This window comes from Kribbella sp. NPDC026596, assembly GCF_040638415.1.
Taxonomy (GTDB): Bacteria; Actinomycetota; Actinomycetes; order Propionibacteriales; family Kribbellaceae; genus Kribbella.
Genome location: NZ_JBEZYF010000051.1, coordinates 1 through 25,729 on the forward strand (window position 1 = coordinate 1; position 25,729 = coordinate 25,729).

Consider the following 25,729-nt stretch of genomic DNA (forward strand, 5'->3'; position numbering starts at 1 on the left):
GCGCAGTTACTCGCTGTCCTCCACACCCGGGAGCAGCAGCTACCGGATCAGCGTCAAGCACGAGCCGCACGGGATCGCGAGCAGCTACCTGACCAACCACGCTTGTTTGACGCTCCCGAAGAGCGGTCACACTGGGAATGTGCGACGGAGGGGGCCCAGCACATGGAACTCGAGATGCTCGATGCCGATCAATGGCAACTCCTACGAGACGTCCGCCTCCGAGCCCTGAAGGACTCTCCGGCGGCCTACATCGCGGACTACGAGGTCGAAGAGTCGTGGACCCAGACAGATTGGCGACAGCGATTCGACCGCGCCCGATGGGTGATAGCCCGCGACAGTGACCAGATCATCGGCCTGGCGCGCGTGCTCCGGGTCGACGACGGCCCGTCCAACGAGCGATACATCGAGTCTGTCTGGGTCGATCCCAAGTACCGAGGGACTGGCGTCCTCCGCGCGATCCTCCAGTACGTGGTCGTAGAAGAGCCGATGATCACTGACTGGCTCGTCTGGGTCCTCGACGACAACATCCAGGCACGCAGGGTCTACGACCGCCTGGGCTTTCACCCCACAGGTAAGGTTCAGCCCCTCGCCGACGGATCCGGCCGAAGTGAGATCCGGCTCAGGTTTCGACGCAGTGTGCGTCCCGGATGACGTCGACTTGACGCCGTAGCCACAGGAAATCCACCTCGTCAGCCCGAGTTCAGCCAGGGCGTCGCATTGATCGAGGACCGTCTTGTACCTCCGTAGAATCTGCTGCCAACGAATCTCGTCCTCCTGCCACCCCTCAAGGAAGGCTACGCAGAGATCCGCCGAGATCCCCGATGCTTGTTTCTCGGCGAAGCGCAGCGACTCCTGCGCCTGCAATATGTTCAAGTAGTTCGTCCGATCCGCCGTGAGTTGCACACCCGAAAGCGCGTCAGCGGTGTCCTGGATCATCTGCAGGCGAAGCTCCTTGAAATGCTGCCAATAATTGACCCGAGCCGCGGCCCGCAACTGTTCCTTGAAGTCCCAGCCGGGTCTGTACTCAAACAGCGCGTAGAGACCCTCGGCGAGCAGGTCTCCGAACTCCTCACGTCCCGCGCGTCCCGGATCCGCGAACGGTTTGTACTCGGCTTGTCGGACCTCGCCGATCTTGGGTAGCGAGCGTTCAGCAGCGTCGCGGGCGAAGAAGAACCAATCTTCGTTGTAGATGTCCGGGAAGAAGGAGAGCTTCGGGTCCTGAAGATTAGCGCCCAAGACTGCCCCGCTGACGAACACGTCTTGTCTGAATCCGGCGAGGCGCCGCGCATGGCACACGACCGAGTTGTCGGGATAGTGTCGGCTGACCATCGATGCCACGGCGTGCCGATCGAGGTAGCCCGTCAGTCGCTCGATGTCTGACGGGCGAAACTGACTGATGTCGTCGTCGAGAAAGAGGATCTTGCGCCAGCCCTGCAGTCGGCCGAGCAGAAGCCCTATGTTGCGCTTGATGCTCAAGTCACTGGAACGATCGGCGCACGCGTCGCGAAACTCCCGGCTGGAGGTCAGAAGGGGAACGTCGAGCAGTTGATCGCGCTCGCCTACCTCGACGATGAGGGCTCGAGCTCCAAACGTTCTCTCAACCCGTTGTGCGACTTGCTCGATATGGGCCAGCCGGCTGCACAACACGACTAATGGTACGGACAACGCTGCGGATAAGGAGATTACGTCCTGCAGGGCTGATGCCGGTCGTGCGGCTGGGACCACGATTGCGTCTAGGCGGCTGCGGCTTGAGGGAACGACGGAAGTCGACACATCGCGGAGCAGAGATGCATGCGATTGTCCGTGTTTGATCTGGCGGCTCACGCGGCGGGTACCTCCGGCGACCACTCGTAGAGACGGTTTTCGGGGTTCTCCAGGTCGGGCGAGAGTGCCTCGCCGTTCACCACCATGACCCGCATGAGTATTGCGAACGATCCGCTGGGGAAGCGGCGGGCCACGTACGCCTCGTTCTCCTTACGGACCGCGGTGTCGGTCAGCGTGCGGACTGAACCCAACACTCCGCGGCTGTAGACACCACTGCAGATGGTGATCGTGCGGCTGTGGTTGAACGGGTTCGGCAACCGCGCCAGGAGCCCGACGTCCTCGACCAGCTCGCGACGTTTGCCGTTGTGCCAGGCGTCCTGCGCCTGCTCGGCCTTGATCTTCCCTGAGTCCATCGTTTCCCGCCGAGCGCCTTTGCGATCCAGCCACCGCGGTCGGAATTCCTGGCCGTGAGGCTCCCTCAACCGAAAGATCTCGCCATTCTCCAGATCCGGGACGGACACCTGCGCGAAGGGCAGTTCGTCCAGCACTTGCTGAAGTCGGTCGGCGAAGCGGTTCCAGCCGATGCCACCGAGCACGACCAGATCGCCGGACAAGTCGTCTGCAACCAGCTCCGTCGACAGTCGATGTGCGACGTCGTTCTCAGGATTGAATGCGCGGATGTGACCCCACAACTCCATCAGCGCGTCGAGGTCCGCGTAGCGATACAGGCGCGTGTGGTTGGGATTCCTGTCCTCTGCCAACGGAGAGCGACCCTCTATCGGCGCTTCTGGGCAGATGATCGTGATCGGTCCGGTCTCGAAGGCCCAGGTGCTGGTAGTGCTGATCTCCGAACCGACTCGGCCGGTGGCCGCATCACGCAGACTGACAAGCTCGTCGCGCAGTCCATCGAAGCGTTCTCGATCGGCCGGAGCCACATCCTGCTCACGTGGGAGATGCCGAGCGTCGATGGCCACGTCAGTCTGCGAGAAGAAGAGTGCGTACACACGCAGGCGCTCCTCGGGCGGCACCTTCGTCTTCGACTCCGATTCCCAGGAGCTGATTGCTGGTACCGAAACATTGAAGGCGCCGGCCAGATCTGCCTGGGTCAGCCGGCGAGATTCGCGTAGGTCCCGCAGTCGCTTGGCGAGTCGCACGACCTCTGGTGTGGGGGCCACAGATAACTCCCGAATGGTCAGTCAACCGCAGGTCGGCAGGGGATCCGGACACCGTACTGTCTACCGAATACACCTACTACAGGTGAAGTTCAAGACTACGTAAATTCTGGTGTCGTTCACAGAACTGGCTGGTGCCGATATTGGCTACCCATCGCGTCCTTTCGTGATCATAACGTGATGACACGCCTTGGATTGACCGGATTACACCAGGGATCTACCGTTAGTACTGAACTCAAAGTGTAGTCAGTTGAAGTCACCCAGTGCGTGGCAGACGGGAGTCTAGGAGAACCCAAACCGGCGCGAATCGTTTGATCGAAGCAGGTGCCCCATGAGCAGATACTTCGCCGCAGCACAGATGCTCACCGCGACGCCTTCGCCCTTCTGGTGCGTTCGGCCCTACCTCGTCGACAGAGTGCGAGGAAGCTTCGTCATCCAGGATCACGCCGGTACTTGGGGCGTGGTTCGTGACGAGCCTCCACGGCCATGAACACCGTTCCGGGCGAGGTCGCTGCGATCGCAGCGCTGGAGCTCGGCAATTGGCGCACCGCCCGGCGGATTCTTTCCGAGGGCGAACTGACGGATGCCTACATCGGAGCCGATCTGCGGACCGTCGCGCGAGCGATGTCGTACCGCGCGGCGGGAGAGCACGGCCGGGCCTGGACGACTCTTGGCATCGCGGCGGCAAGTGTTCATCGCCGTCAGCCGGCGCTCCCCGTCCTGCCGGCGAAGGGGCTCGATGTTGTTCGGCTCGCATTACCACCGGACCCGGGTGAGCAGGCAGGAGCGGCCTTCCGCACCGTCCGGCTGATCTGGCGCGAGCAAGGCGAGCTGAGCCGGCTGCGTCGCCAGGCTGCCGAGAGTCCGATCGGCCTCACCCAGGACAGGCACATTCTTCTCCTTGCCTTCATTGAGTACCTGTGCTGGGTCGAATGTGATCGCGAGAGCTGGCTGCAAGAGACGCCGCCGGACGACGATTCCGCGTCGGTGGAGGCGCGGATCGATGAATTCCGTGAACGGCGGCGCGACGGCTTCCTGCGCAGCGCGACCGATTTGCGGCGCCTGCAGCGTCCGACGGCCGGTGGGATGACTCGAGCGGTCTGGGATCGCGCCGATCAGTACTTCGGTCTGCGGCGGATGGCGATGGAAGAACTGGCGCGCCGTCTCCCGCCGCCATGGGGCGAGTCGGCGACACCTGCCGGGACTCCGAGGCGCAAGGGTGCACAGCTTGCCTGGATGATGGCGCAGACGGATTGAGCGACGCCGACTTTACGTAGTCTTTACCAGTCGATCGCTTAAGTCATACCCTTTGGAGAACCGAGTTCCATCGCATGGTCGGCGTCGAGGTCGTTGAATTCGTCAACGATGTCGAGGATCGCCCCGGCAGTACGCGAAGGAGGGTCCGACCTGATGTTCGCCTTCCTGACTGCGTCTGAGTGCTGCGACCAGGGTCTCGAGCCCGAGGTTCGCATCGCTGAGTCGACGCCTGCCGATCTTGTCAGGACGACCGATCTCGGGCTGGGCATCGATGTCGAGGTCGACCTGGCCGACCCTGAGCGCTGGCGATCAGTCAGCGTGCGTCGATGGGACGAGACCGACCTGGCTCTGTTGGACGCGGTGATCGGACCGGACGCCGTACGACGTCTCAGTGAGCTACGTGCCGACCTGCTCGCGTCAGGTCGGCCACGCGCTGAGAGCGAGCTGTCCGTCGAATTCACGCCAGCCCGGCCGTGGCGCAGGATCGCTGTCATCGACGCGTTGGACTGGTGGCTGCAGCTGCCTCTCGATCAAGCGCTGCTGGATGCCGAGCGGGCAGTGGTCCGAGCCCAGGCAGCGAGGTCACTGCCGGCCGGCCAGCTCCGACGGGATCGCACCGACCAGGCGTTGGTGCTGGCGCGACGGTCGGCCGACGGGTTCGCCAACTACCTGACCGAACTGACGGAGTCGGCGTCCTCGTTGCCCCGGGCCTTGTTCTCCGGGCTCTTACGCCTCGTGAACGGGTACGCCGTCCTCGGTCGCCGGGTCGTGGACGGGCCGGACGAGGAGCTGGAGGCCGTCGCGTACGCATGGCAGAGCTTGAAGGCCGCATTGCCTGTCGTCGGTACCTTCAAGCCTCCCGATCGCTCCGTCACCTATCAGCTGGGCGCCAAATCGCTCGTCGGCCAGGTGGCGCTGACCAGTTCGGTGGATCCGCGTCAGTTGCGAGCTCGCATCGTCGACACCGACGTACGGGCCCAGGAAATCCGGATGCTGATGTCGCGCGAGGGTTCGGCGGTCCGCGTGATCGTGCCCGCGTTCGGTTCGCGCCGACAGCCCGCCGTACTCGCGGATCGCCTCATGGTTCGCCTGGTCGACACAAGGTCAGGAGCAGCGCACGAGCCGGTGCTGCTGACGTTGCGGTCGGGCCCTGAGGCTGAGCGACTCGGGGTGCGCACGCCTGTCTTCACAGAGGTAGTTCCGCTGCGAGGTGCGCCCGTTGAATACGTGCGCGCCGATGTGTTCGATCCCGCCAGCGAAGCAACCCCCGCGCAGACCGACACCGACATCGCATTGCTGCGTCAGCGACGCGCACAGTTCGTCCTCGGTGAGTGGCGCCGGGCGGCGGCCGAGGCGCGTCTGTCTCGTGGGGTGACGGTGCGGAAACGCCGGCTGGCGCGACTGGTCGACGTACTCATGCAGACCGGCGACAGCGATCAGCCCGCGTTCTTCGGAGGGCCGACGCCGGCAGAGCTCGCGCAGCTGATCGAGCATCCAGATGACGCCGTTCATCGGTGGTTCACGTCGACCGACGGAGCGGGTGAACTGCTCGTCGCGGAGCTCGCGGCCGCGCACGCGAATCGCTGACTGGGTTGGGTTCTCGCGTGATGATGCCGTCACGGCATCGTTGTTCGCCACGACCTGCGGGCGTACGGCGTACTTGACGTCAGGGAGCGCGTCCGTCATCGGGGGCGGGCGCCGCTCCGTTGACACGGGAGCAAGCCATGACCGTCACCAGAGTGAGCAGTCTGAACAGAAGGCGGAGTCTTGCGCTGGCTCGTCCCTCCAGCGCCCTTGATATCCCAAGGCCGGATGGCCTGACGCAGGTGGGGACGCGCATCGCGTCAAAGCCCGCGGTTGCCCTGTGGTTCGTGATGGCGGCCGATCTGGCGACCGTGGTCTGGATGCACACCGTTGGTTCCTGGCTCGACGAGACCTCGAAGTTCACCGCCACAGCCACCCTCGGCGGTCACCACATCGTCGTACTGGTTCTTGCTGCCATCGGTTTCGCGATGCTCGCAACGCTCGCCGTCCTGACCGACGGCTTCGCCCGCTCGACCCCACGACTGGCCCTGGCCAGAAACGTGGCCTGCATCGTCTCCGTACTCGCCCTGACAGGCGTCGTCGCTCTTGTCCTCGCCGGCCTCCTGAGCCGCATTCTTTTTGGTCGCCTACGCCCCTGAACTCCGGCCCCACAGGAACCGGTCTATTCGCCCGTGGCGCCGTCGATGGCTTCGCGGAGGAGGTCCGCATGGCCGACATGGCGGGCGTACTCCTCGATTACATGCTCGAGGATGAACCGCACATCTGTGTCGCCGAACTCCGGGTTCGGCACTATCCGCGTGAGGTTTTCGGTGACCGTCGCGAATACTTCCCGCGACTCTGCACACGCCGCCAAGTAGTCCGCGTAGACATCCTTGGCCGGCGTGGGGTCCGCCTCGTCGAACCACTCGTCACCAGTAGCCGTGACATAGCTCCGGTAAGGGAAGAATCGAGGTGTCTTCGCCGCAAGCCTTCGCTGAAACCAGTAACGCTCGACACCCTGCACATGGCGCATCAGCCCCAGGAGGGTCAACTCTGACGACGGCAGGGGCCGTTGCCGTAGCTGATCCTCGGAGAGGCCCGCGCACTTCCACAAGAAGGTCGCTCGGTGGTAGTCGAGGTTCGAGGCAATCACTTCCAGCCAGGATCCCGACAACTTGCGCTCGGGCCTGACGATCTTCTCGATCACACCGTCGCTCACTCTGTACCTTCCCTGGTCGTCACCGGTCTCGTCTGAGGCCGCCTACCTCTCCGATGAATGAGGCGCCCGCAAATCGACAAGGCCGAGGAAAGAGGCTCGACCGCCGTTCATATTGGTGATGTTGACAGTGTTATATGACAGTGTCAATATGAGGGCGTGGCAGGGACTGGGGAGTTGTGGACGCTGGATCAGCTGACTGAGCTGGTCGGTACGGCGCTGGCCGTTGACTACCCGGGGCAGGTCAACGGGCGGGTGCGGGCGGTTCCGGACCGGCGGGCGATTCGGTGGTACTCGACTATTGGGCTGGTCGATCGGCCGGCTGAGATGCGTGGTCGCACTGCGATGTACGGGCGGCGGCATCTGCTGCAACTGGTGTCGATCAAGCGTCTGCAGTCGCGGGGCCGCACGCTGGCGGAGATCCAGGCTGAGCTGGCTGGGGCTACCGATCGGACCCTGCGGACTATCGCCGCACTGCCGAGCGAGCCCTTAGTGGCTGCCGCACCGGCGACGCCGGAAGGCACGCCGGAGCCGGCACGCAAGTCCGCACGGGAGTCGGCACGGGAGTCGGCGCGTGGGTTGGCGGGCGGGTCGGCGCGGGATCGGTTCTGGGTGGACCGGCCGGCCTCGGCGCCTAATGCCGACCGGGCAGACGGGACAGCGCTGGTGACGGCGATCCGGTTGGCTGACGGTGTCACGGTCGTGCTCGACGCCACCGGCATACCGCCAACGCATCTGACCGCCGAGCAGCTGTCGGCCCTCCGTACCGCCGCCGCATCCCTGCTCGCCGAGCTTGAACGTCAACGCCTCACCCCCAGCGAGAACCTGGAGACTCGACATGACAGAGATCACCACCCTGCATCCTGACGAGCTGGGGCGCCCCACGGAGGACGACGGACTCGGGACTCTGCGCACCGAGCGCGGGAACCTGCCGCTGGAGAGGATCGATGCGCACGCGACCATCACCGGCCTTGTCGCACGGACCGTGCTGACCGAGGACTTTCGCAACCCGCACGACGTCGCGCTCGAGGCGACGTACGTGTTCCCGCTGCCGGCCCGGGCCGCGGTCACCGGACTGCGGATGGAGGCGGACGGCCGTACGGTCGAGGCCGACTTGCGAGAACGCGCTGAGGCCAGAGCGACGTACGACGCTGCACTAGCGGCCGGACAGCGGGCCTCGATCGCCGAGGAGGAGCGGCCGGATGTGTTCACACTCCGGGTCGGGAACATCCTGCCGGGTGAGCGGGTGACAATACGGCTGACCATGGTCGGCCCACTCCCGTACGAGGACGGCGAGGCGACGTACCGATTGCCGCTGGTGGTTGCGCCCCGCTACATCCCGGGTGAACCGCTGCCCGGACGGAGTGTTGGTGCCGGTGTCGTGCCGGACACGGACGCGGTGCCGGACGCATCGCGGATCACGCCGCCGATCCTGTTGCCGGGATTCCCGAACCCGGTCCGGCTGGGCATCCGGGCCGACGTGGATCCGGGCGGGCTGAGCCTGCATGGCATCCGGTCCAGCCTGCACGCGATCAGCAGTGCGGTCGAAGGACGTGTGACCAGCGTGGCCATCGAGCCCGGCGAGCGAGTCGATCGAGACTTCGTGCTCCGACTCGCGTACGGCGAGAAGGAGGCGACCGCCAGCGCGTTGACGGTCGAGCCTGACGATTCGGATGCTCAGGAAGGTACGTTCGAGCTCACTGTCCTGCCGCCGCTGGATGCGGAGGCGCCGCGACCGCGCGACGTCGTACTCGTCCTGGACCGGTCCGGCAGCATGAGCGGCTGGAAGATGGTCGCGGCGCGACGGGCGGCGGCGCGGATTGTCGACACGCTGACGGACGCGGACCGGTTCGCCGTACTGACCTTCGACACCGTCGTCGAACACCCCAAGGACTTGCCGACCGATCTGGTCGAGGGTACGGACCGGAATCGATTCCGCGCGGTCGAGCACCTCGCCGGCGTGGGTGCCCGGGGTGGCACCGAGATGCTTGCTCCGCTCCGCGAGGCCACGACGTTGCTGGCTGCGAAAGCCGATGAGCGTGACCGGGTACTGGTGCTGGTGACCGACGGGCAGGTCGGCAACGAGGACCAGATCCTGTCGGAGCTCGCTGGTGCGCTCGTCGGCGTACGGGTCCACAGTGTCGGCATCGACCGGGCCGTCAACGCCGGCTTCCTCGGTCGCCTGGCCGCGGTCGGCGGCGGCCGCTGCGAACTGGTGGAGAGCGAGGACCGCCTCGACGAGGCCCTCGACCGAATCCACCGCCGGATCGGTACTCCGCTATTGACCAACCTGACACTGTCCGCCGACGGGCTGACACTGGTCGACGGTACGACCAGTCCGGCGCGAATGCCGGACGCTTTCGTCGGCGTACCTGTAGTGATCCGCGGCCGGTACCGCAGCTCGGCGCCCGACGCAGCGATGCGACTGCAGGGCACGACCGCGGCCGGAGAGCCGTGGCAGCTGACTGTGCCCGCCGTCTCGGCGGCGAGCGGTGTCCTCGCGCCGGTGTGGGCGCGAGGACACCTACGCGACCTCGAAGACCGGTACGCCGCTGGCGCGGAGAACCCGCAGGAGTTGGAGCGCCAGATCGTCGCCGTCTCCCTGCAGCACAAGGTGCTGTGCCGCTTCACCGCCCTCGTAGCAGTCGACTCAAGAGTCGTCGCAGAAGGCGGCCCGGGCCATCACGTCATTCAGCCCGTCGAACTCCCCCAGGGCTGGGACGCCGATCAGTTCACCGGTGTGTCCCTCGGCTTCAGGGCCCCATCGATGCCCGCCGCAATGGCGAGCGACGCGACCGGCTTCCAGCTCCAATCGGGGGCACCATCGTCGGCCGGCTACCGGGCGCGGCGCGCAAGGAGTTCGTTTGCGAGGCCACTGTCACGGCATGCCGATCCCGATCGTGACCTGCTCGCCGAAGCCCGAGCACAACTAGCCGACGAGGCCCGCCTCCTCCAGGCAGCGGGTACGCCGACCAGGACCCAACGACTCGCAATCCTGGCCGACCTAGCCACCCGCCTCGACGCCCTGCTCCACCACCTGACCCCCTCAGTCGACAACACGGTCCTCGCACCACTGCGCGACCTAGTCACCGCCCTGGCCGCCTGCGAAGGCCCAACCCCACCATCCGACGCCGACCTCGACGCCCTCTGGCAACGCACCATCGATGTCATCGCAGCCTTCATCGGTACGGAAACCCCAACCCGCAACGCTTTCTGGAAACGCTAGGGCCCGCTCTCCCACAAGACGACTCTGTTCCCCGCTGGATCAGCGAACCGTGAGTGCCGGGGCATGTTCTCGCCATCAGTAGGCGGGTAATGCTCGGTCGCCCCAGCAGTCACGGCTCGCTGATGAGCTTCGTCGAGTCCAACGACACCAAGCCCGAACGCGGACTTGTGCCCGTACTGCGGCTCATCCGTCGAGCGCACTCTGATGTTGAGGAAGCTGATGGCATCGCCCTCGCCAAGCACCACCTGCCGGCTTCCACTTCCCCAGTCCTCCAACTGAACACCGAGCAGCTCACCCCAGAAACCACATGCGATCTCCAGCGCGGCATCGGAGTCCACCCCGATGTTCACCGCAGCCAATCCAAAATCAGCAGCCGATCTCATCTGCATCGGACTCCCTTCCAAGTCCTGCGCCAGTTGATCCAACAGCTCCTCAACCCGTCCGGTACGTTCGCGCAGCACGGACCGCTGCCGCGCGAGTACCGCACGAGCAGCAGAGGCGTCACCGTCAAGCATCCTGGCGATGTCCTCCGTAGACAGCTCCGCCTCACGCAGCAGCCGAACCCGCCGCGCCCTATCGACCTGGCCAAAGCTGTAGCGCCGATACCCCGTCCGCGAGTCAACCTCAGCCGGCCGCAACAGCCCGATGTCGTCGTAATACCGAAGCGCCGAAATCGACAACCCCGCCAACATCGAAAAGGCCCCGATAGTCACCAGTTCGTCCGCCACCACAACATCATCAAGTCTCAGCCAGCCCGAGAGTCAAGCAACTCGGCCTCCACTCGAGGCGCAGGCCCGAGCGAGAGAAGCCGTCTCGTCCTGGGTGCGGGTCTTCGGAGTGGTGTGCTCACGTGGTGGCCGGTGTTTCAGCCCGGTGCGCGGCTCTGGGCCAGTGTGTCGGCGGTGCCGTCTAGTCTCCGTGGCCATGGTTGATGCTGCTTTTGTCGCCGCTACGCGAGAGTCGTACGACGCACTCGCCGCCGAGCATGCCGACGTGGTGGCCGAAGGGCTGGACGACAGGCCCGTCGACCGGGCGCTGTTCGCCGCTTTCGCTGAGCTGGTGCGGGCCGGTGGCAACGGACCTGTCGCCGATGTCGGGTGTGGGCCGGGCCGGGTGACGATACTGCTGTCCCGCCTGGGGCTGGACGCGTTCGGGATTGACCTGTCGCCCGGGATGCTTGCGCTGGCCCGGCGGACCCACCCGCAGTTGCGGTTCGAGGAGGGATCGATGCTGGCGTTGGATCTGCCGGACACGTCACTCGGCGGACTGCTTGCCTACTACTCCATCATCCACATCCCGTGGGAGCAGCGACCGCAGGTCTTCGCTGAGTTTCACCGAGTACTCGCGCCAGGCGGGCAGCTGATGCTGACGTTCCAGATCGGCGCCGAGCGGACTCAGTACACGGAGCTGTTCGGCACACCTATCTCCCTCGACGTATACCGGCAACAACCGGCCGAGGTCGCCGAGCTCCTCCGCGACGCAGGCTTCGAGCTGACGATGACAGCAGTACGCGAGCGTGAGGGCACCGAGAAGACCACACAGGGCTACCTCCTAGCCCGCAAACCCACAGCCACGAACGCTTAACGGCAACGGTCCACTGCCGATGACGGGCCGCCAGCCGGCGTGCGTCGATGCGGCCTGGATGTCGCGCAGCCTTCCAGGAAAGGTAGTCAGTGATCGCAGCTGCACAGCTCGTGTCGACTCGGTCCCTGTCGGCGGATGGCTCCCGCCGTCGGGAGGCGCAGCCGCACGCAACCGTTCCGAGGCGGTGCAGAGGCCAGGTGTGTGGACGCCGGGTCGGGGTGTGACGAGGTCGCTGGGGTGTCAGTCGCTGGTGGCGGTCGGGGGCGCGCGGACCACCTCGGGAGCCTGTGCGCCTTGCTTCGGGACCGCCGGCGCCGGTGGTGTTCGCCGCGCCGCGCGCAGTACGCCGATGATGGCGCCGATGAGCCACAGCGCGAAGGCCACGGACGCCATTCCCCCGCTCCAGAAGCCGGACAGGCACAGTACGGCCACCGCGTACGACACCCAGACGGCCCACGTCGGCAGGGCGCGCGCCTGCTGGGCGATCCGCGTCGTCACAGCGACCAGCACACCGCCGCCGATCAGCCCTGTGAGCGCGAGGACCTGCCCCGCCATGCCGAGCGCGCGGACGGTGTCCGGGTCGGCGGTGAATTCGTCCGACCATGCCGCGAACGCGCTTGCCACATCGAGTGAGACACTGGTGATCATCAGCCCGCTGAACAGCGCCGCGGCTGGCACGATCGCGTGCGCGCGCGGGTCGCCGCCGGACAGTCGGTCCAGCACTCGTCGCAGACCGGTGGCGAACCAGAGCAGGAGCGCGACGCCCGCAGCGAGTACGGGCAGCCCGATGCCGGCGGCGGCCTGCCGCGCGTCGTCGTTGAGCCTCTCGAGGATGGCGGCGTCCGACATGCCGGGGTCGTCGACGCCGACCAGGTAGCACAGCGCCACCGCGACGACGAGCAGCACGATCGAAGCGGCGCCAGCCCATCCTGCGCGTTGAAGAGCTCGTGACTCGTCCATACCGTCTCCCACGGTCGCAGCCAGGGGTGGGTCGGACGTGGTGCACACACCAGGATCCAGCCCGCGGCGCGAAGTAGCGTCAAGTCCGAGCATGCGTCCGTACCGGGCCGCCAGCAAGGGCCGCACTGAACGTCTGCTGGCCGGTGGGTGGAGGGCGGATTTGTGTTCACTACGGAGACCGGTACGCCGGTCGAGCGGGACAGCCTGCGGCCGGACTCGCTATCCGCTAAGACAACCGTCTCCACCTGTTGCCGACGCGCACGGGATCCGCGTGAGCACGATCACTTTGCGGAGGCGGCCGATGTAGGTGGTCAGCGCGGGCGACAGCCCGCAGATCGCGAGCGGTAGCTCGCAAGGGAAGGTCGGGTGGGTGGGAGCGCGCGTAGCGGGCGCGAGGAGGAGCGGAGCGACGACGAGCGGTCGCGTGGCACGCGGGGGAAAGAAAATCCCTCCCCGGATGATGGAGAGGGTTGAGGTTGTGGTCAGGGGCGGTCTCGAACCGCCGACCTTCCGCTTTTCAGGCGGACGCTCTACCAGCTGAGCTACCTGACCGGGGAGAAAGCTCGGCGGCGGTGTTTTTGACACCGCCGCCTTCTCCTGGCGACCCAGACGGGACTCGAACCCGCGACCTCCGCCGTGACAGGGCGGCACGCTAACCAACTGCGCCACTGGGCCAGATGACTCGATGATCCTACAGCATCTTCGAGGTGCTTCTGACACCGGTCTTTCGACCGTATCCCCAACGGGATTCGAACCCGCGTTACCGCCTTGAAAGGGCAGCGTCCTAGGCCACTAGACGATGGGGACTCGGACCCGCGGGAGCCGAAGCTCCAGGGACAGCCGTAAGCATAGAGGAGTTGGGCCCGGGCTCCAAAACGAGTTCCGGGACGGGCGCCGTACGCCCAGGGGGGAGGCGTACGGCGCCCTGGAATCAGCTGGTCGCGTCAGGAGCAACCAGCTGCGGGTACTGAGCAGCGAACAGCCCGAAGAAGTCGAGGGCCGGCAGGATGTGGCCCTGTGGGCGGGCCGAATCCGCGACGCTGTAGGCCCAGAGCGCGGACCGCATCCTCTGGTTCGGTGTGCCGTGGTGGCCGGCCGCAGCGAAGCCGCAGTCGCCCAGCTGGTAGAACATCTGGCCGAACGCCTGCACCCGCTTCCATTGCATCGCGGCGCCGCGGGCGTGGGTGAGGAAGTAGGCGCTGAACGCGTCCGCCATCAGCTCTGCCCAGCGGGATGCCTCGGGGGCGGGCAGGTCGGGCCGCATCAGGTCGTCGGAGTACTGGACCTGGTGACCGAACTCATGCGCCAGGATGGCCTGCGGTGCCACGTCACCCAGCCCGACGCGGGCGAAGCCCTCCATCACGCCGTCGCCGAAGGCGATCCGCCGCGGGGACTTGCCGTAGCCGGGGATGTCCTCACCACCCGGAGCGGCGTACGCATTGAACGTGAAGATCGGCAGGTCGCCGTACCCGAGCGCCGGGCTGTTCAACTCGTGCGCGACCAGGTCCGCGGAGACCCGCGAAGCGGCCGGAGCGAAGCCGTAGAGAGTGGTGAAGACGCGGTAGTTCACCTCGGGGTCGAGCATGACGCGGCCGTGCGCGGGTACCAGTTCGACGTCACCGGACGGGATGTCCCAGAACGTCTTCAGGTCGCGGATCGTGCGGTTGACCTGGTTGCTGAACTCGCCTCGCGCACCGTACGTGAACGGCCCGGTCTGCGGCAGGTACGCCGCATCCATGAGCGCCATGTTGAACAGCAGGACGTGCAGCACTGCGAGCCGCTGCTCGAAGGTCCAGTTCGTCGGGTCGGGCAGGATCGCGGACACCACCGCCGGAGTGGCGTCGGAGCATTCGTACTGTGTCGGGTCGATCGCATGCAGTACGGCGTCCTGCGCCGGGTTGTCCTTCAGTCCGAGCTTGGCCTTGACGGCCTCGGCCCGCTCGCGCATCGCCGGCAGGTTGTCGACGATCTGCTGGACCTCTGGGGACAGTTGCTGCGGTACGGCGCTCTGCACGGCAGGGGCCGCGGTGGCGCCGGACGGGGTCGCGAGACCGAGCGTGAGGCCTAGAGCGGCGACCACGGGCCAGATCAGGCGTTTTCTCATCGGGGACTCCTGGAAACGCGTGGGGATTGGGCGGCATCAGTATTTGCCCGGTGTAGCGGGCACTACGAGGGCTCGGGCTGTCAGAAACCGGCATGGCGAGAACCTGTCGCCCGGTGATACACAGGGGCATGGAAGCGCTCCGGGGCCTGGGAGTCTCTGCCGGCGCGGAGGCGGTGTTGCTCGACCTGCTGCAGAACCCGGAGACCGCCCCGGCCGACCTGGCCGCCCGCCACGACGACCTTGATGGAGCGCTCTGCGAGCTGGCTGACCTCGGTCTGGTCGAGCGGACCGCTGACGCCGTGGTGGTCCGGCCGCCACGCCTCGCGCTCGGTGCACTCGCGGAGCGCCACACCCAGCAGGCCGCGCTGGCCCGGGACAGCGCTGAGCTGCTCTCCGAGCTCTGGAAGGCGGCCACCGGCAAACCGGACTACCTCGAGGTCCTGCCGACGTACGCCGCCGCGCAGGCCGTCCTGAACTCGGTCCAGACCGACGCCCAGGAACAGGTCCGGGCTATGACCATGGGCAACATCGCCGCCCGCGAGCTGCGGATCGTGGACGGCATGTTCGACGCACTCGAGCGGGGCGTCCGGTACGACGTGATCTATGGCGCCCACGTCCTCCAAGACGCCAACGCGCTGCACCTGGTGCAGGCGTGCATCGAGGCCGGTGAGCAGGCTCGGGTGTTCCCGCACGTACCGCTCAACATCACCATCGTCGACGACCGGTGGGCGCTGGTCGGGGCACGGGCAGAGGTACGGCGGGGGCCGGAGTTCGTGGCCATGGTGGTGCACGACTCGCCACTGCTGGGTGGGCTCGCCCGGATCTTCGAGGCGCTCTGGCGGATCGCCGTACCGATCACAGGTGGCACCGAGCTGAACGACGTGAACGCTGGTCCCAGCCTGGATGCGAAGCGGCTGCTGACCTATCTGAGCGCGGGGCTGACCGACGAGTCGATCGCCCGTGAGTTCGGCGTCAGCGAGCGTACGATCGCGCGCCGGATCGGCCGCCTGCAGGAGGCGCTCGGGGCGCAGACCAGGTTCCAGCTCGGCGTCCAAGCGTCCCGTCAGGGCTGGCTTTAGGTCACTACGCTGGCAGCGTGATCGAGATGAGCCGGGCCGACTTCGAGGTGCTCGTGTCGCAGGCGCTGGACGAGGTACCCGAGGAACTCGCGGGGCTGATCGACAACGTCGCGATCTTCGTCGAGGACGAGCCGCCGGCCGGGGACCGCGAGCTGCTCGGGCTCTACGAGGGCATCCCGCTGACCGAACGCGGGCACTACTACGGCGGCGTACTGCCGGACCGGATCACCATCTACCGCAACCCGACGCTGCGGATCTGCGACACCCTCGACGACGTCGTCGACGAGGTCAACATCACCGTGGTGCACGAGATCGCCCACCACTTCGGCATCGACGACGCCCGTCTGCACGAACTCGGCTACGGCTGAGCGTTGCCACTTGCTGCAATACGCGGGACGAAGTCACCTGGTTGAGGTAGCCTCAGGCGGCCGGAATCGGGGCCGGCCACTCCGCTTTGAACGATCAAGTGAGGCTTTCGCAGTGAGCGATCCCCAGCCGCCTGCCTGGAATCCCGAGAACGACGAGACCCGTGCGTACGGCGCACCGCCACCACCGCAGTACGGCACTCCACCCCAGCAGCCGCAGTACGGAGGCCCGCCCCAGCAGTACCAGTACGGCGGTCCGCCACCACCACCGCAGTACGGCGCTCCGCCCCAGCAGCCGTACTACGGCCAGCCGCCCCAGCAACCGCCCAAGAGCAAGACGCCGTGGCTGCTGGCCGGAGGCATTGCTCTCGTACTGGCGTTGATCGGTGGCGCCGGTGTGGTCCTGGCGACCCGAGGCGGCAGCGATGACGCCGAAGCAGGCGGTCCGATGCCGACCGCCACGTACTCCGACGGCCTGACCTCGGGAAGCCCGTCGCCGACCGCCCCGTCGTACACACCCTTCCCCCCGACGTCACCCAAGCCGACCCGGACCTTCCCGACGCCCACGGAGCGGCGCCGGACGCTGAAGGACATCGACCAGGGCCTCAAGGTGTACGACGACGTGTACGTCAAGCCGGCGGCGGGCTGGCGGAAGGAACACCAGACGAAGTACAGCGTTTCCCTGCTGGCACCGGGCCGTGGCGCGGCGTACATCATCGTCAGCCCGATCGCGTACCGCGCGGACCAAGCCGCACCACAGGCGGCCGACACGGTGATCAGCATCGATCACTGGATCGCCGCGCGGAAGGAGCCGGTCGAGACGGTCACTCCGGCCAACTCGAACATCGACACCCAGGCGCAGATCGCGCTGTCGGGCCGGATCCACACCAAGACCGGCGGGAGCATCTCGATGGTCGCGCGCTGCACCGTGATGACCGGTGTCGAGTCGATTCACAACGTGACGGTGATCGTCTGTGTCGAAGGCCGCAAGGACGACCCGAACGCCGCTTTCAAAGACATGCCTCGCATGCTGGCGTCCGTCGCTCGGTCGATCTGATGTCGCTGCAGGACAGCCCGGTCGAGGGTGGCAGAGTCGCGCTGTTGGCGGGCGGCCTCGCCGTGCTGGTCGTCGGTGTGTTCGCGGCCGGCGGCCTACTGGTCCGGCAGGCGGAGCCGTCCGGCCCGCAGAGCGTCGCGGCCCCGGCTCCGAGCACAACCTCTGCCCCGGCGACGACAGCGCCGACGGCTCCAGCCGTGACGCCGTCACGCAACCCGCGCCGGCAACCTGACGTTGACCGCGGGAAACCCCTGGATCACGGCCTCTTCGTCGAGGTCGCCGGCGGCTGGACGGTGACCACGGACTACGTCGGTCTCCGGCTGGTGTCCTGGAACCGCGGCGCGACGTTCGCGATCTATGTGTCGACGAATCCGCTGCCGTCCCGCCCGTTGCTGCGGTCCGACGCGACGTCGTTCGCGGACAAGCAGGGGATCTATGGCTTCCGCGCCGGACCGGTTCGCGCTCTGCCGCTACCCAACCTGAATGTCGTCGAGGCGGCCTCGATCAGCTTCACCGGCCGCCGCCGCATGGACGACGCCACGTACTCACTGAGCGGCGAGTGCATCCGGCTGCGAGGCGCACCGGAGGTCAACGACGTCAGTCTGAGCATCTGCTGGGCCGCCTACATGCAGGACCTCGACACGGTGCGTGCCGAGGTCCAGCAGATGATCGCGTCCGTTGCCGGATCGATCTACGAGCGCGAGAACAGAAGCTTCCAGGGCATCAGGGCGGACTCGAGTTGGACCTTGAGGCTCATCTTCGACACGCCCTCGGTGCGCTCCTCGAACCGGATCGGGACCTCGGCGATCCGCAGGCCGCGCTTGACGGTCCGGTAGTTCATCTCGACCTGGAACGAGTACCCGTTGCTCTCGATCGTGCTCACGTCGATCCAGCGCAGCGTGTCCGCCTTCCAGGCCTTGAACCCGGCGGTGGCGTCCTTCACGTGCAGCCGCAGCAGGGCGTTCACGTAGAAGTTGGCCCATGCGGACAGCGCCCGCCGGTGCCAGCCCCACTCCGCCGCGGCTGAGCCGCCCTCGACGTACCGGGACCCGATCACCAGGCCGGCATCCGTCGTACGCAGCGTCTCGACCATGGTCGGGATCACCGACGCCGGGTGGGACAGGTCCGCGTCCATCTGGATGACGATGTCGGCACCCTCGTCCAGAGCACGGGTGATCCCGGCGATGTACGCGCGGCCGAGCCCGTCCTTGACGGTCCGGTGCAGTACGCCGACCCGCTCCGGCGACTCCTTCGCCAGTTCGTCGGCGACGTCACCGGTGCCGTCGGGGGAGTTGTCGTCGACGACAAGCATCTCCAGGCCGGGCAGGTTCAGGTCGGACAGCAGCCCGGCCAGCACAGGCAGGTTCTCCCGCTCGTTGTAGGTCGGCACGACGACCACGATCTTGCTCAGCTCACCCATGGCTTTCCTTTGTCGGAGACACCGGACGCTATCGCATCACCTGTCCAGGGTCGTACAGGTGACCTCACGAACTGCAGTCTGCCGCACGTCGGCCGGAACCGGCGTACCGGCCCGCGCCTGCCAAACAGCTTGCCGTCGGCAACAATATCGGGTCAGAGGCTGCTGAGGGCTTCCTGGACGGTCGAGAAGATCTGGAACTGGCCGCCGAGGCCGGTGACCGCGAGGGGGCGGTCGACCGGGCGGCCGACGCCGACCAGGGCGAGGGTGATGTTGTGCTCGCCCGCCAGGTTGCGGGCTTCGACCAGGTTGCCGAGGCCGGCGGAGCTGCAGAACGTGACGGCGGAGACGTCGATCAGCACCAGCCGGGCCGGCGGGGCGACCGCCGCACGGATCGACTCGGACGCGAAGTCCGTGGTCGCGATGTCGATCTCACCGGACAGCCGGACCAGCAGGACGCCGGGTTCCAGCTCCTCGGTCACAGAGTCGAAAGTGGTCCTGATCATCTCGCTGTCCGGCTCTGGGTGGCTGGTCACGCCGGTATCTCCCCCCGGGGGTGTTGCGCCACGAACGTCGGTCGGTCCTGGCGGATGGAACTGCCGTGCACTCACCGTATGCCCCAAGGTGCGCACGGTACAACGGGTGTGGTGCGGATGACCCCGGAGCGTGACCTGCTATGTAAGCGCTGCCACTACAGGCGAGCAGTCAAACAAACGCAAGATCCACACCCAGTGATAGACAAGTTCCCATGGGCGTACTCGACGGCAAGGCGGCGCTGGTCACCGGTGGATCACGCGGCATCGGCGCGGCGATCGTACGGCGGTTGGCCGCGGACGGCGCTGTGGTCACCTTCAGCTATGCCAGCACCGAGGCCGCGGCAGCGGACGTGGTCGCCGAGGTGAAGGCGGCCGGTGGTGAGGCGATCGCGGTCCAGGCCGACCAGGCCGATCTGACCACCATCGACGAGCTGTTCGACCGCGCGACCGCGCCGACAGGGTCTCTCGACATCTTTGTCTGCAACGCGGCCCAGGCGGCGGTGAAGCCGATCGCCGACGTCACCGAGGACGACTACGACGACTTGTTCGCGACCAACGTCAAAGGACCGTACTTCGCCATCCAGCGTGCCGGCCGGACCCTGCGCGCCGGCGGCCGGATCATCGCGATCTCCACCCTCAACACCGCCGTACCCGGTCCGGGCATCTCGCTGTACGCCGCCAGCAAGGGGGCGCTCGAGCAGTTCGTCAAGGTCGCCGCTCGTGAGTACGGCGCCCGCGGGATCACTGCGAACACGGTGTCACCGGGGGCGACCGACACGGACATGTTCCACCAGGAGAACCCGCCGGAAGCCAAGGACGCGCTGGTCGGGATCACCGCACTCGGCCGGATCGGTGAGCCCGCCGAGGTGGCGGACGTGGTCGCCTTCCTGGCCGGCCCCGACAGTCGCTGGCTGACCGGCCAGAACCTCCTCGCCACCGGAGGGCTGCTGATCTGAGTACCAAGGAGTTGCTCGCCGAAGTCGACGCCGCGGGTGATCCCGCGGTGGCGGAGGTGTTGTCGCGGTACTTCCAGCTGCAGGTGGGTGGCTACGGGTACGGCGACCGGATGATCGGCGTGAAACTCTCGACGATCCGCGGCATCCTCAAGCCCTACCTGCGCGCGGATCTCCCCCTGCCCGAGCTCGAGCAGGCCCTCACCAGCCCGGTCCACGAGCACCGGCTCGCCATCCTCTGCCTGCTCGCCGACCGCGCGTCCCGCAGCCTCAAACCGCGTACGGCGAACACGGCGGAGCTCACCGCGATCCACGAGCTCTATCTGCGCAGTACGGCGTACATCAACAACTGGGACCTGGTCGACTGCAGTGCTCCGCAGGTCGTCGGGGGCTACGTGCTCGACAAGCCCCGGGATGTCCTCTACTCACTGGTGCGTTCGGAGTCGTTGTGGGAGCGGCGGATCGCACTGGTGGCGACGCAGTTCCTGATCGGCGTCGGGCAGACCGCGGACACCTATGCACTGGCCGCCGAGGTGCTCGGCGATCGCGAGGACCTCATCCACAAGGCATCCGGCTGGATGCTGCGCGAAGCCGGCAAGCGCGTCTCCGAAGCCGAGCTGCTCGCGTTCCTCGACCAGCACGCGACCCAGATGCCGCGCACGATGCTCCGCTACGCGATCGAGCGTCTCGACCCCGCGGTCCGCAAGCATTACCTCGCACTCCGCTGAGCGAGATTTGTCGACAAGTCGGCCAGGTCAGCTCGACGACGGCGAGGGCGTCCGGCTGTCGGCGTACGGCGGAGCCTCGAGAGCGCAATGGGTGTGGTGGTGGACGCGGGCCGGGGTCTTGCCCGGCTTCTCCTTCGGCTCGCCCACGGTGAACCACGCGATCGCGCCGCCGGCCGCGCACAGGATCGCTGAGATCCACAGCGCCCGGCCGAATCCTTTGTGGAATTCAATGGCATCGAGATAGGTGTCACCGGTGATCCCGGCCGCCATCGGGATCGCCGCGACCGCCATCAGTTGCGCCGACCGGGCGACCGCGTTGTTGACGCCGGACGCGATCCCGGCGTGGTGGTCCGCCACCGACGACAGGACAGTCGCGGTCAGCGGTGCCACGGTCGCGACCAGGCCGAGCCCGAGCACGACCACGGCCGGCAGGACGGTGTCGAAGTACCCGGAGCCCGGCTGGATCCGCAGCATCAGGAGGAACCCTGCCGCCATCAGTACCGGCCCGATCGTCATGGGCAGCTGGGCTCCGATCCGATCGGACAGGCCACCGGCGTACCCGGACAGGGCGAGCATCAGCGCGGTCATCGGGAGCAGGGACGCGCCGGCCCAGAGCGCGCTGTAGCCGAGCACGGTCTGCAGGTAGACGACGAGCAGGAAGGTGGCCGTGCCGAGACCGCCGTAGACGGCGACCGTGACCAGGTTGGCGCCGGTGAAGCGGCGGTTGGCGAAGATGCCAGGTGGCAGCATCGGGTGCGAGCTGCGCCGCTCGACCTCGACGAAGAACGCCAATGCGCCCACACCGATCGCCAGGCTGGTCAGGACGGCCGGATCGCCGAAACCACGCTCGCCCGCGCTGATCAGGCCGAAGGTAAGCCCGGCCAGACCGATCGTGGCCAGGATCGCGCCGTTGATGTCGAGCCGGCCGGCCGCCTCTTCGTCGCGGGTCTCGGGCACGTGCCGGAGCGTAACCAGGACGGTCACCGCCGCGACCGGCACGTTGAGCAGGAAGATCAGCCGCCAGGAGCCGCTGTCGACCAGGCTGCCGCCGACGAAGGGGCCGACCGCCGCGGCCACCGACGTGAGGCCGGACCAGCTGCCGACCGCCTTGGCGCGATCGGCCTGCCGGAACGTCGTCTGCAGGATGGCCAGGCTGCCGGGCGTGAGTAGCGCACCGCCGATGCCCTGCAGGACCCGGCCCGCGATCATCACCTCGAGGGTGGGAGCGACCGTGCACACCATCGACGCGACCGCGAACCAGATCACCCCGATGACGTACACCCGCCGCCGCCCGAGCCGGTCACCGAGCGAGCCGCTGAGCAGGACCAGGGAGGCGAGCATCAGCATGTAGCCGTTGACGATCCACTGCAGGCCGGCCATGCCGGCGTTGAGTTCCTCGCCCATCGCCGGCAACGCGACGTTCACCACCGTGCCGTCCAGGAACGCCATCCCCGACCCCAGCGCCGTCGCGGCCAGCACCCACCGGCCCCGGCTGGTCCCCAACGCGATCTGCTCGCTCATGGGGTCAGACTACGGCCGGGACAGCGGCAGGTATCAGGCTCAGTGGGGCAGATTCAGCTGGAGTACGACGAGGGCCTGACTGGCCGGGATGTTGGGCAGGATGCCGAGCTTGGGCGGGTCGCCGACCGCGCACCGGGTGTCGGTCATCAGCGGACAGACCGCGTTGAGCAGCCCACTGGTGACGGTGAAATCGACAGGCAGCGTCCCGTCGGCCGTCGAGGTGAGTGGCCGGATCGCCGCGCCGGCCCGATCCGCCGTCGACGGTGTGGCGCGGACCGATGAGCCCGCCAGTCGATAGGTCAGCCGGATCCTGGTGGCCGCGGTCGTCAGTGGTACGTCGGCCGCGCTGCTGAGGGTGGTCTGCTCGAGCGGGATCGACTGGTCCTGGGCGACCAGCTTCAGGTTCGTCGCTCTGGGAGTGGTCTTGGCCATCATCCCGGGCAAGTGCTCACCCGACGACGGCAACTGCAACTGCAGGATGTTCGTGGCCTCGAGCAACATCAGGTCCTCGGTGACGTCGAACGACCCGTCCGGGCGCGGTACGGCGACCAGCTTGATGCCGGGCTTGGTCACACCGGGACCGGGGCTGACCGACACGGTCGGCGTCGGCGTCGCGTTGGCCGGTCCAGAACCCCCGCTGTCGATCCCGGGGCTGGGCGCGACCGGGGTGGCGTTCCCGTCCGAGCAGGCGGCGGCCGCGCTGAGCCCCAGCGTCAGCGCGACCGCCGCCAGCACCCGCACTGCCCTGCGGCCGGCGCTGAGATCCTCCACCCCCGATGAGGCGCTCGGGAGGAGCTCACGTTCCGGAGCACCGGGATCCGACATGAGTAACCGCCCCCAAACGGTCCTGGCCGTTTCCTCTGGTGGCCGGAACGGACTTGGGCATACGATACGCCCGAATTAGTGGGGTTCGGCAATTACTGCCGTGTTTTTCGTGAGCTTCGGAGGGGGCGCAGAATGGTGAAACGGAGCGTGTCCGGACAATTCCGGGCTGTATCAAGTGGGGTATTTTCGAGAATTCGGGGTCCGGTAATTCGAAGGGTGATTCCGCTGCTGCTGGCGGTGACGGTCGCGGGGGCGCCGGCAGTTCTGGCGGCACCGGCCCAGGCCGCGGCCGGTGCCAACCTGTACTTCGTCCAGGGCCTGCCCGGACGCACCCTGGACATCAGCATCGACGGGCGCCAGGTGGCCACCGGGGTCGCAGGCGCGAAGCTGATCGGGCCGTTCGGGGTTGCCGCCGGCAAGCGGACGATCACTGCCAGGCAAGGCGGAAAGGTGGTCATCCAGCGCGACGTGACGGCCGGCTCCGGTGCCAGCCTCGACGTTGTCATCCACCAGCCGGTCTCGCCGACCGGGAACCCGTTGATCACGACGTACGCGAACAACCTGAACGCGGTGCCCAAGGACAAGGCCGGGCTCCGGGTGGCGCACGACGCGGCGGTGGGACCGGCAGACATCCGGGTCAACGGCCAGGTGCTGTTCGCCAATGTGGCGAATGGTGAATCGCTCGACGCCGTCGTTCCGGCCGGGACCTACAAGGTCGACATCGTGCCCGCGGGGGCAACTTCACCCGTTGTTCTCGGTCCGTTGGATCTGCCGGTGAAGGCCGGATATCTGACCCGCGTATTCGCGATCGGGGCACCGAGCTTGAAGACGATGACGGTGGCACTCGGAACGATCAAGGTCCCGGCGACGGGATCGGACAAGCCCAAACTGGTGAACACCGGAACCGGAGGGCAGGCGGCAGAGCTTGACCAGGCGCGAAACTCTGCCGAGTCCAACGAGTCCGGCCTCTGGGTCGTGGTGTTCCTGGCCGGGATGCTCGCGGCCATGGTGACGGTCCGGAAGGTCGCTGGAAAGAGGGTCCGTCGCTGAAACGGTGGCTGATCAGCTCGGTGCTGTGCTGTCTGGTCCTGGCGGGTTGCACCGCCAGGGCCGACAGTGCGGTGTCCGGCTCCGGTACGGGCGACGGCACTTCAACGCCGGCGCCGTCGTCCGTCCCGAGGTTCACCGGCGAGATCACTCCGACGATCCCGCTGCCGTCCGATCCGATCTCCGCACCACCCGGCCGGGTAGGGACGCCGGCCCCGAGCCAGCGGATCCGCTTCATCCCGCAGCAGGTCGTGCTGCCCGGCGGCGCGACGGCTCCGGTGCTTCAGGCAACGACTGTCGACGGTCAGCTCCAGGTGCCCGCCGAGGCCAAACGGGTCGGCTGGTGGGACGGCGGCGCCGAGGCCGGTGATCCGTTCGGCTCGGTGGTCCTGGCCGGTCATGTGGACACCAAGACCGAAGGCCTCGGCTTCTTCGCCCGGTTGCGGCGCGTGAAGCCGGGGGAGGTCGTCGTACTCCATGGCTCCGGCCACACGGCGTCGTACAAGGTCGCCTCGATCGCGTCGGTGCCGAAGAACGCGCTGGCGACCAAGAGTGGCGCCTTCACCCAGACCGGTGACCATCGGCTGGTCCTGATCACCTGCACCGGCGCGTACGACGCCTCCCGCGGAGGGTACGAGGACAACCTGGTCGTCACCGCGACCGCGATCGGTCTGGCGAAGTAGGCTCGGCCGTCATGGCCAGGTATTTCGACGTGCACCCGGAGAATCCGCAGCGGCGGTCGATCGGGCAGGTAGTGGACCTGCTGCGCGACGGCGGGCTGATCGCGTACCCGACCGACTCGTGTTTCGCGCTCGGCTGCCAGCTGGGGAACCGGGACGGGATCGACCGGATCAAGACGATCCGGCACCTGGACGACCGGCACCACTTCACACTCGTGTGCCAGGACTTCGCCCAGCTCGGGCAGTTCGTGCACATCAGCAACGCCGTCTTCCGTTCGATCAAGGCGGCGACGCCCGGCAGCTACACGTTCATCCTGCCGGCCACCAAGGAAGTGCCGCGCCGGTTGCTGCACCCGAAGAAGAAGACGGTCGGCGTACGGATCCCGGACCACGTGGTCACCCAGGCCCTGGTCGCGGAACTCGGCGAACCACTCGTCTCCAGCACTTTGCTGCTGCCCGACCACGAAGAGCCGATGACGCAGGCCTGGGAGATCAAGGAAGAGCTCGACAACCAGATCGACGCCGTCATCGAGGGTGAGACCGGCACCGAACCCACCACGGTCATCGACTTCTCCGACGACGTACCCGAGATCGTCCGCGTCGGTGCGGGGGACCCCAGACCGTTCGAGTGAGGTCTTGCGGTTGGCAAGTTTGTGCCCGATGGTGGCGGATGAAAGTCAATCAGTAACGCATCCTCACCCGCCCCGGAGGAGC

Annotated in this window: 24 protein-coding genes and 3 tRNA genes; 15 read left to right on the forward strand and 12 right to left on the reverse strand. The window is 67.0% G+C overall.

Translation table 11 applies throughout. The annotated features are described in order from the left end of the window. The first annotated feature begins 174 nt into the window (after positions 1 to 174). Positions 175 to 651, forward strand: coding sequence for a GNAT family N-acetyltransferase (locus AB0E63_RS32350; RefSeq protein WP_360374785.1), 477 nt, complete (start codon positions 175 to 177; stop codon positions 649 to 651). 1,169 nt (positions 652 to 1,820) lie between these two features. Here the strand turns inward: AB0E63_RS32350 and AB0E63_RS32355 are convergent. Next, positions 1,821 to 2,939 (reverse strand): helix-turn-helix transcriptional regulator, encoded by a 1,119-nt coding sequence (locus tag AB0E63_RS32355; protein ID WP_360374663.1) that lies wholly within the window; start codon positions 2,937 to 2,939, stop codon positions 1,821 to 1,823. A gap of 483 nt (positions 2,940 to 3,422) precedes the next feature. On the opposite strand from AB0E63_RS32355, the gene AB0E63_RS32360 reads away from it, so the two are divergent. From AB0E63_RS32360 to AB0E63_RS32370, 3 genes are all read left to right on the forward strand, one after another. Beyond that, complete coding sequence (locus AB0E63_RS32360) at positions 3,423 to 4,193, forward strand: hypothetical protein (RefSeq protein WP_360374665.1); 771 nt, start codon at positions 3,423 to 3,425, stop codon at positions 4,191 to 4,193. A 153-nt stretch (positions 4,194 to 4,346) separates the two neighbouring features. After that, on the forward strand, positions 4,347 to 5,780 hold the full coding sequence (locus AB0E63_RS32365) for a hypothetical protein (RefSeq protein WP_360374667.1): 1,434 nt from the start codon (positions 4,347 to 4,349) through the stop codon (positions 5,778 to 5,780). A gap of 152 nt (positions 5,781 to 5,932) precedes the next feature. After that, a complete protein-coding gene (locus AB0E63_RS32370) occupies positions 5,933 to 6,376 on the forward strand; it encodes a hypothetical protein (protein WP_360374669.1) in 444 nt (147 codons plus the stop codon). Positions 6,377 to 6,399: 23 nt separating this feature from the next. On the opposite strand, the gene AB0E63_RS32375 is transcribed toward AB0E63_RS32370, so the two are convergent. After that, complete coding sequence (locus AB0E63_RS32375) at positions 6,400 to 6,924, reverse strand: DinB family protein (RefSeq protein WP_360374671.1); 525 nt, start codon at positions 6,922 to 6,924, stop codon at positions 6,400 to 6,402. 168 nt (positions 6,925 to 7,092) lie between these two features. Between AB0E63_RS32375 and AB0E63_RS32380 the strand changes: the two genes are divergently transcribed. Next, positions 7,093 to 7,800 carry a MerR family transcriptional regulator gene (locus AB0E63_RS32380; RefSeq protein WP_360374673.1) on the forward strand — a complete coding sequence of 236 codons (708 nt, stop codon included), beginning with the start codon at positions 7,093 to 7,095 and terminating at the stop codon, positions 7,798 to 7,800. Beyond that, complete coding sequence (locus AB0E63_RS32385) at positions 7,772 to 10,159, forward strand: VIT domain-containing protein (RefSeq protein WP_360374675.1); 2,388 nt, start codon at positions 7,772 to 7,774, stop codon at positions 10,157 to 10,159. Before AB0E63_RS32380 ends, AB0E63_RS32385 begins: the two co-directional genes overlap by 29 nt. On the opposite strand, the gene AB0E63_RS32390 is transcribed toward AB0E63_RS32385, so the two are convergent. Further along, entirely contained in the window at positions 10,156 to 10,887 is a 732-nt protein-coding gene (locus AB0E63_RS32390) for a MerR family transcriptional regulator (RefSeq protein WP_360374677.1), read from the reverse strand. The two genes, AB0E63_RS32385 and AB0E63_RS32390, sit on opposite strands and share 4 nt — an antisense overlap. A 196-nt stretch (positions 10,888 to 11,083) precedes the next feature. Between AB0E63_RS32390 and AB0E63_RS32395 the strand changes: the two genes are divergently transcribed. Next, positions 11,084 to 11,743 (forward strand): class I SAM-dependent methyltransferase, encoded by a 660-nt coding sequence (locus AB0E63_RS32395; RefSeq protein ID WP_360374679.1) that lies wholly within the window; start codon positions 11,084 to 11,086, stop codon positions 11,741 to 11,743. A gap of 240 nt (positions 11,744 to 11,983) precedes the next feature. Here the strand turns inward: AB0E63_RS32395 and AB0E63_RS32400 are convergent, their stop codons facing one another. The 5 genes from AB0E63_RS32400 to AB0E63_RS32420 all read right to left on the reverse strand — a co-directional run bounded on the left by AB0E63_RS32400 (position 11,984) and on the right by AB0E63_RS32420 (position 14,807). Beyond that, complete coding sequence (locus tag AB0E63_RS32400) at positions 11,984 to 12,703, reverse strand: hypothetical protein (RefSeq protein WP_360374681.1); 720 nt, start codon at positions 12,701 to 12,703, stop codon at positions 11,984 to 11,986. Between the two features lie 479 nt (positions 12,704 to 13,182). After that, a tRNA-Phe gene (locus AB0E63_RS32405) sits at positions 13,183 to 13,255 on the reverse strand. A gap of 46 nt (positions 13,256 to 13,301) precedes the next feature. Next, positions 13,302 to 13,378, reverse strand: a tRNA-Asp gene (locus AB0E63_RS32410). 59 nt (positions 13,379 to 13,437) lie between these two features. Further along, a tRNA-Glu gene (locus AB0E63_RS32415) sits at positions 13,438 to 13,510 on the reverse strand. A gap of 124 nt (positions 13,511 to 13,634) precedes the next feature. Further along, a complete protein-coding gene (locus AB0E63_RS32420) occupies positions 13,635 to 14,807 on the reverse strand; it encodes a hypothetical protein (RefSeq protein ID WP_360374683.1) in 1,173 nt (390 codons plus the stop codon). Between the two features lie 128 nt (positions 14,808 to 14,935). Here AB0E63_RS32420 and AB0E63_RS32425 point away from each other — a divergent pair, with 128 nt between their 5' ends. The 3 genes from AB0E63_RS32425 to AB0E63_RS32435 all read left to right on the forward strand — a co-directional run bounded on the left by AB0E63_RS32425 (position 14,936) and on the right by AB0E63_RS32435 (position 17,308). Continuing rightward, positions 14,936 to 15,886 carry a hypothetical protein gene (locus AB0E63_RS32425; protein WP_360374685.1) on the forward strand — a complete coding sequence of 317 codons (951 nt, stop codon included), beginning with the start codon at positions 14,936 to 14,938 and terminating at the stop codon, positions 15,884 to 15,886. A gap of 17 nt (positions 15,887 to 15,903) precedes the next feature. Beyond that, positions 15,904 to 16,254 (forward strand): metallopeptidase family protein, encoded by a 351-nt coding sequence (locus tag AB0E63_RS32430; protein ID WP_360374687.1) that lies wholly within the window; start codon positions 15,904 to 15,906, stop codon positions 16,252 to 16,254. A 112-nt stretch (positions 16,255 to 16,366) separates the two neighbouring features. Continuing rightward, on the forward strand, positions 16,367 to 17,308 hold the full coding sequence (locus AB0E63_RS32435; RefSeq protein WP_360374689.1) for a hypothetical protein: 942 nt from the start codon (positions 16,367 to 16,369) through the stop codon (positions 17,306 to 17,308). Positions 17,309 to 17,999: 691 nt separating this feature from the next. Here the strand turns inward: AB0E63_RS32435 and AB0E63_RS32440 are convergent. Continuing rightward, positions 18,000 to 18,728, reverse strand: a complete 729-nt coding sequence (locus tag AB0E63_RS32440) for a polyprenol monophosphomannose synthase (RefSeq protein ID WP_360374691.1) — start codon at positions 18,726 to 18,728, stop codon at positions 18,000 to 18,002. A 152-nt stretch (positions 18,729 to 18,880) separates the two neighbouring features. Then, on the reverse strand, positions 18,881 to 19,207 hold the full coding sequence (locus AB0E63_RS32445) for an STAS domain-containing protein (RefSeq protein WP_360374693.1): 327 nt from the start codon (positions 19,205 to 19,207) through the stop codon (positions 18,881 to 18,883). A gap of 266 nt (positions 19,208 to 19,473) precedes the next feature. Between AB0E63_RS32445 and AB0E63_RS32450 the strand changes: the two genes are divergently transcribed. Together AB0E63_RS32450 and AB0E63_RS32455 are read left to right on the forward strand one after the other, a co-directional pair. Continuing rightward, the gene (locus AB0E63_RS32450) at positions 19,474 to 20,217 is read left to right on the forward strand and encodes an SDR family oxidoreductase (RefSeq protein WP_360374695.1); all 744 of its coding nucleotides are present in this window, start codon (positions 19,474 to 19,476) and stop codon (positions 20,215 to 20,217) included. Positions 20,218 to 20,228: 11 nt separating this feature from the next. Continuing rightward, complete coding sequence (locus AB0E63_RS32455; protein WP_360374697.1) at positions 20,229 to 20,942, forward strand: DNA alkylation repair protein; 714 nt, start codon at positions 20,229 to 20,231, stop codon at positions 20,940 to 20,942. A 27-nt stretch (positions 20,943 to 20,969) separates the two neighbouring features. Here AB0E63_RS32455 and AB0E63_RS32460 read toward each other — a convergent pair whose 3' ends face one another. Next, entirely contained in the window at positions 20,970 to 22,463 is a 1,494-nt protein-coding gene (locus AB0E63_RS32460; RefSeq protein ID WP_360374699.1) for an MFS transporter, read from the reverse strand. A 39-nt stretch (positions 22,464 to 22,502) separates the two neighbouring features. Beyond that, complete coding sequence (locus AB0E63_RS32465; protein WP_360374701.1) at positions 22,503 to 23,234, reverse strand: hypothetical protein; 732 nt, start codon at positions 23,232 to 23,234, stop codon at positions 22,503 to 22,505. A 270-nt stretch (positions 23,235 to 23,504) separates the two neighbouring features. Here AB0E63_RS32465 and AB0E63_RS32470 point away from each other — a divergent pair, with 270 nt between their 5' ends. From AB0E63_RS32470 to AB0E63_RS32480, 3 genes are read left to right on the forward strand one after another with little or no spacing between them, the layout of a single operon-like run. Next, positions 23,505 to 24,338, forward strand: coding sequence for a DUF4397 domain-containing protein (locus AB0E63_RS32470; RefSeq protein ID WP_360374703.1), 834 nt, complete (start codon positions 23,505 to 23,507; stop codon positions 24,336 to 24,338). 20 nt (positions 24,339 to 24,358) lie between these two features. Next, a complete protein-coding gene (locus tag AB0E63_RS32475; RefSeq protein ID WP_360374705.1) occupies positions 24,359 to 25,018 on the forward strand; it encodes a class F sortase in 660 nt (219 codons plus the stop codon). Between the two features lie 11 nt (positions 25,019 to 25,029). Beyond that, positions 25,030 to 25,647 (forward strand): L-threonylcarbamoyladenylate synthase, encoded by a 618-nt coding sequence (locus AB0E63_RS32480; RefSeq protein WP_360374707.1) that lies wholly within the window; start codon positions 25,030 to 25,032, stop codon positions 25,645 to 25,647. Positions 25,648 to 25,729: the final 82 nt, after the last annotated feature.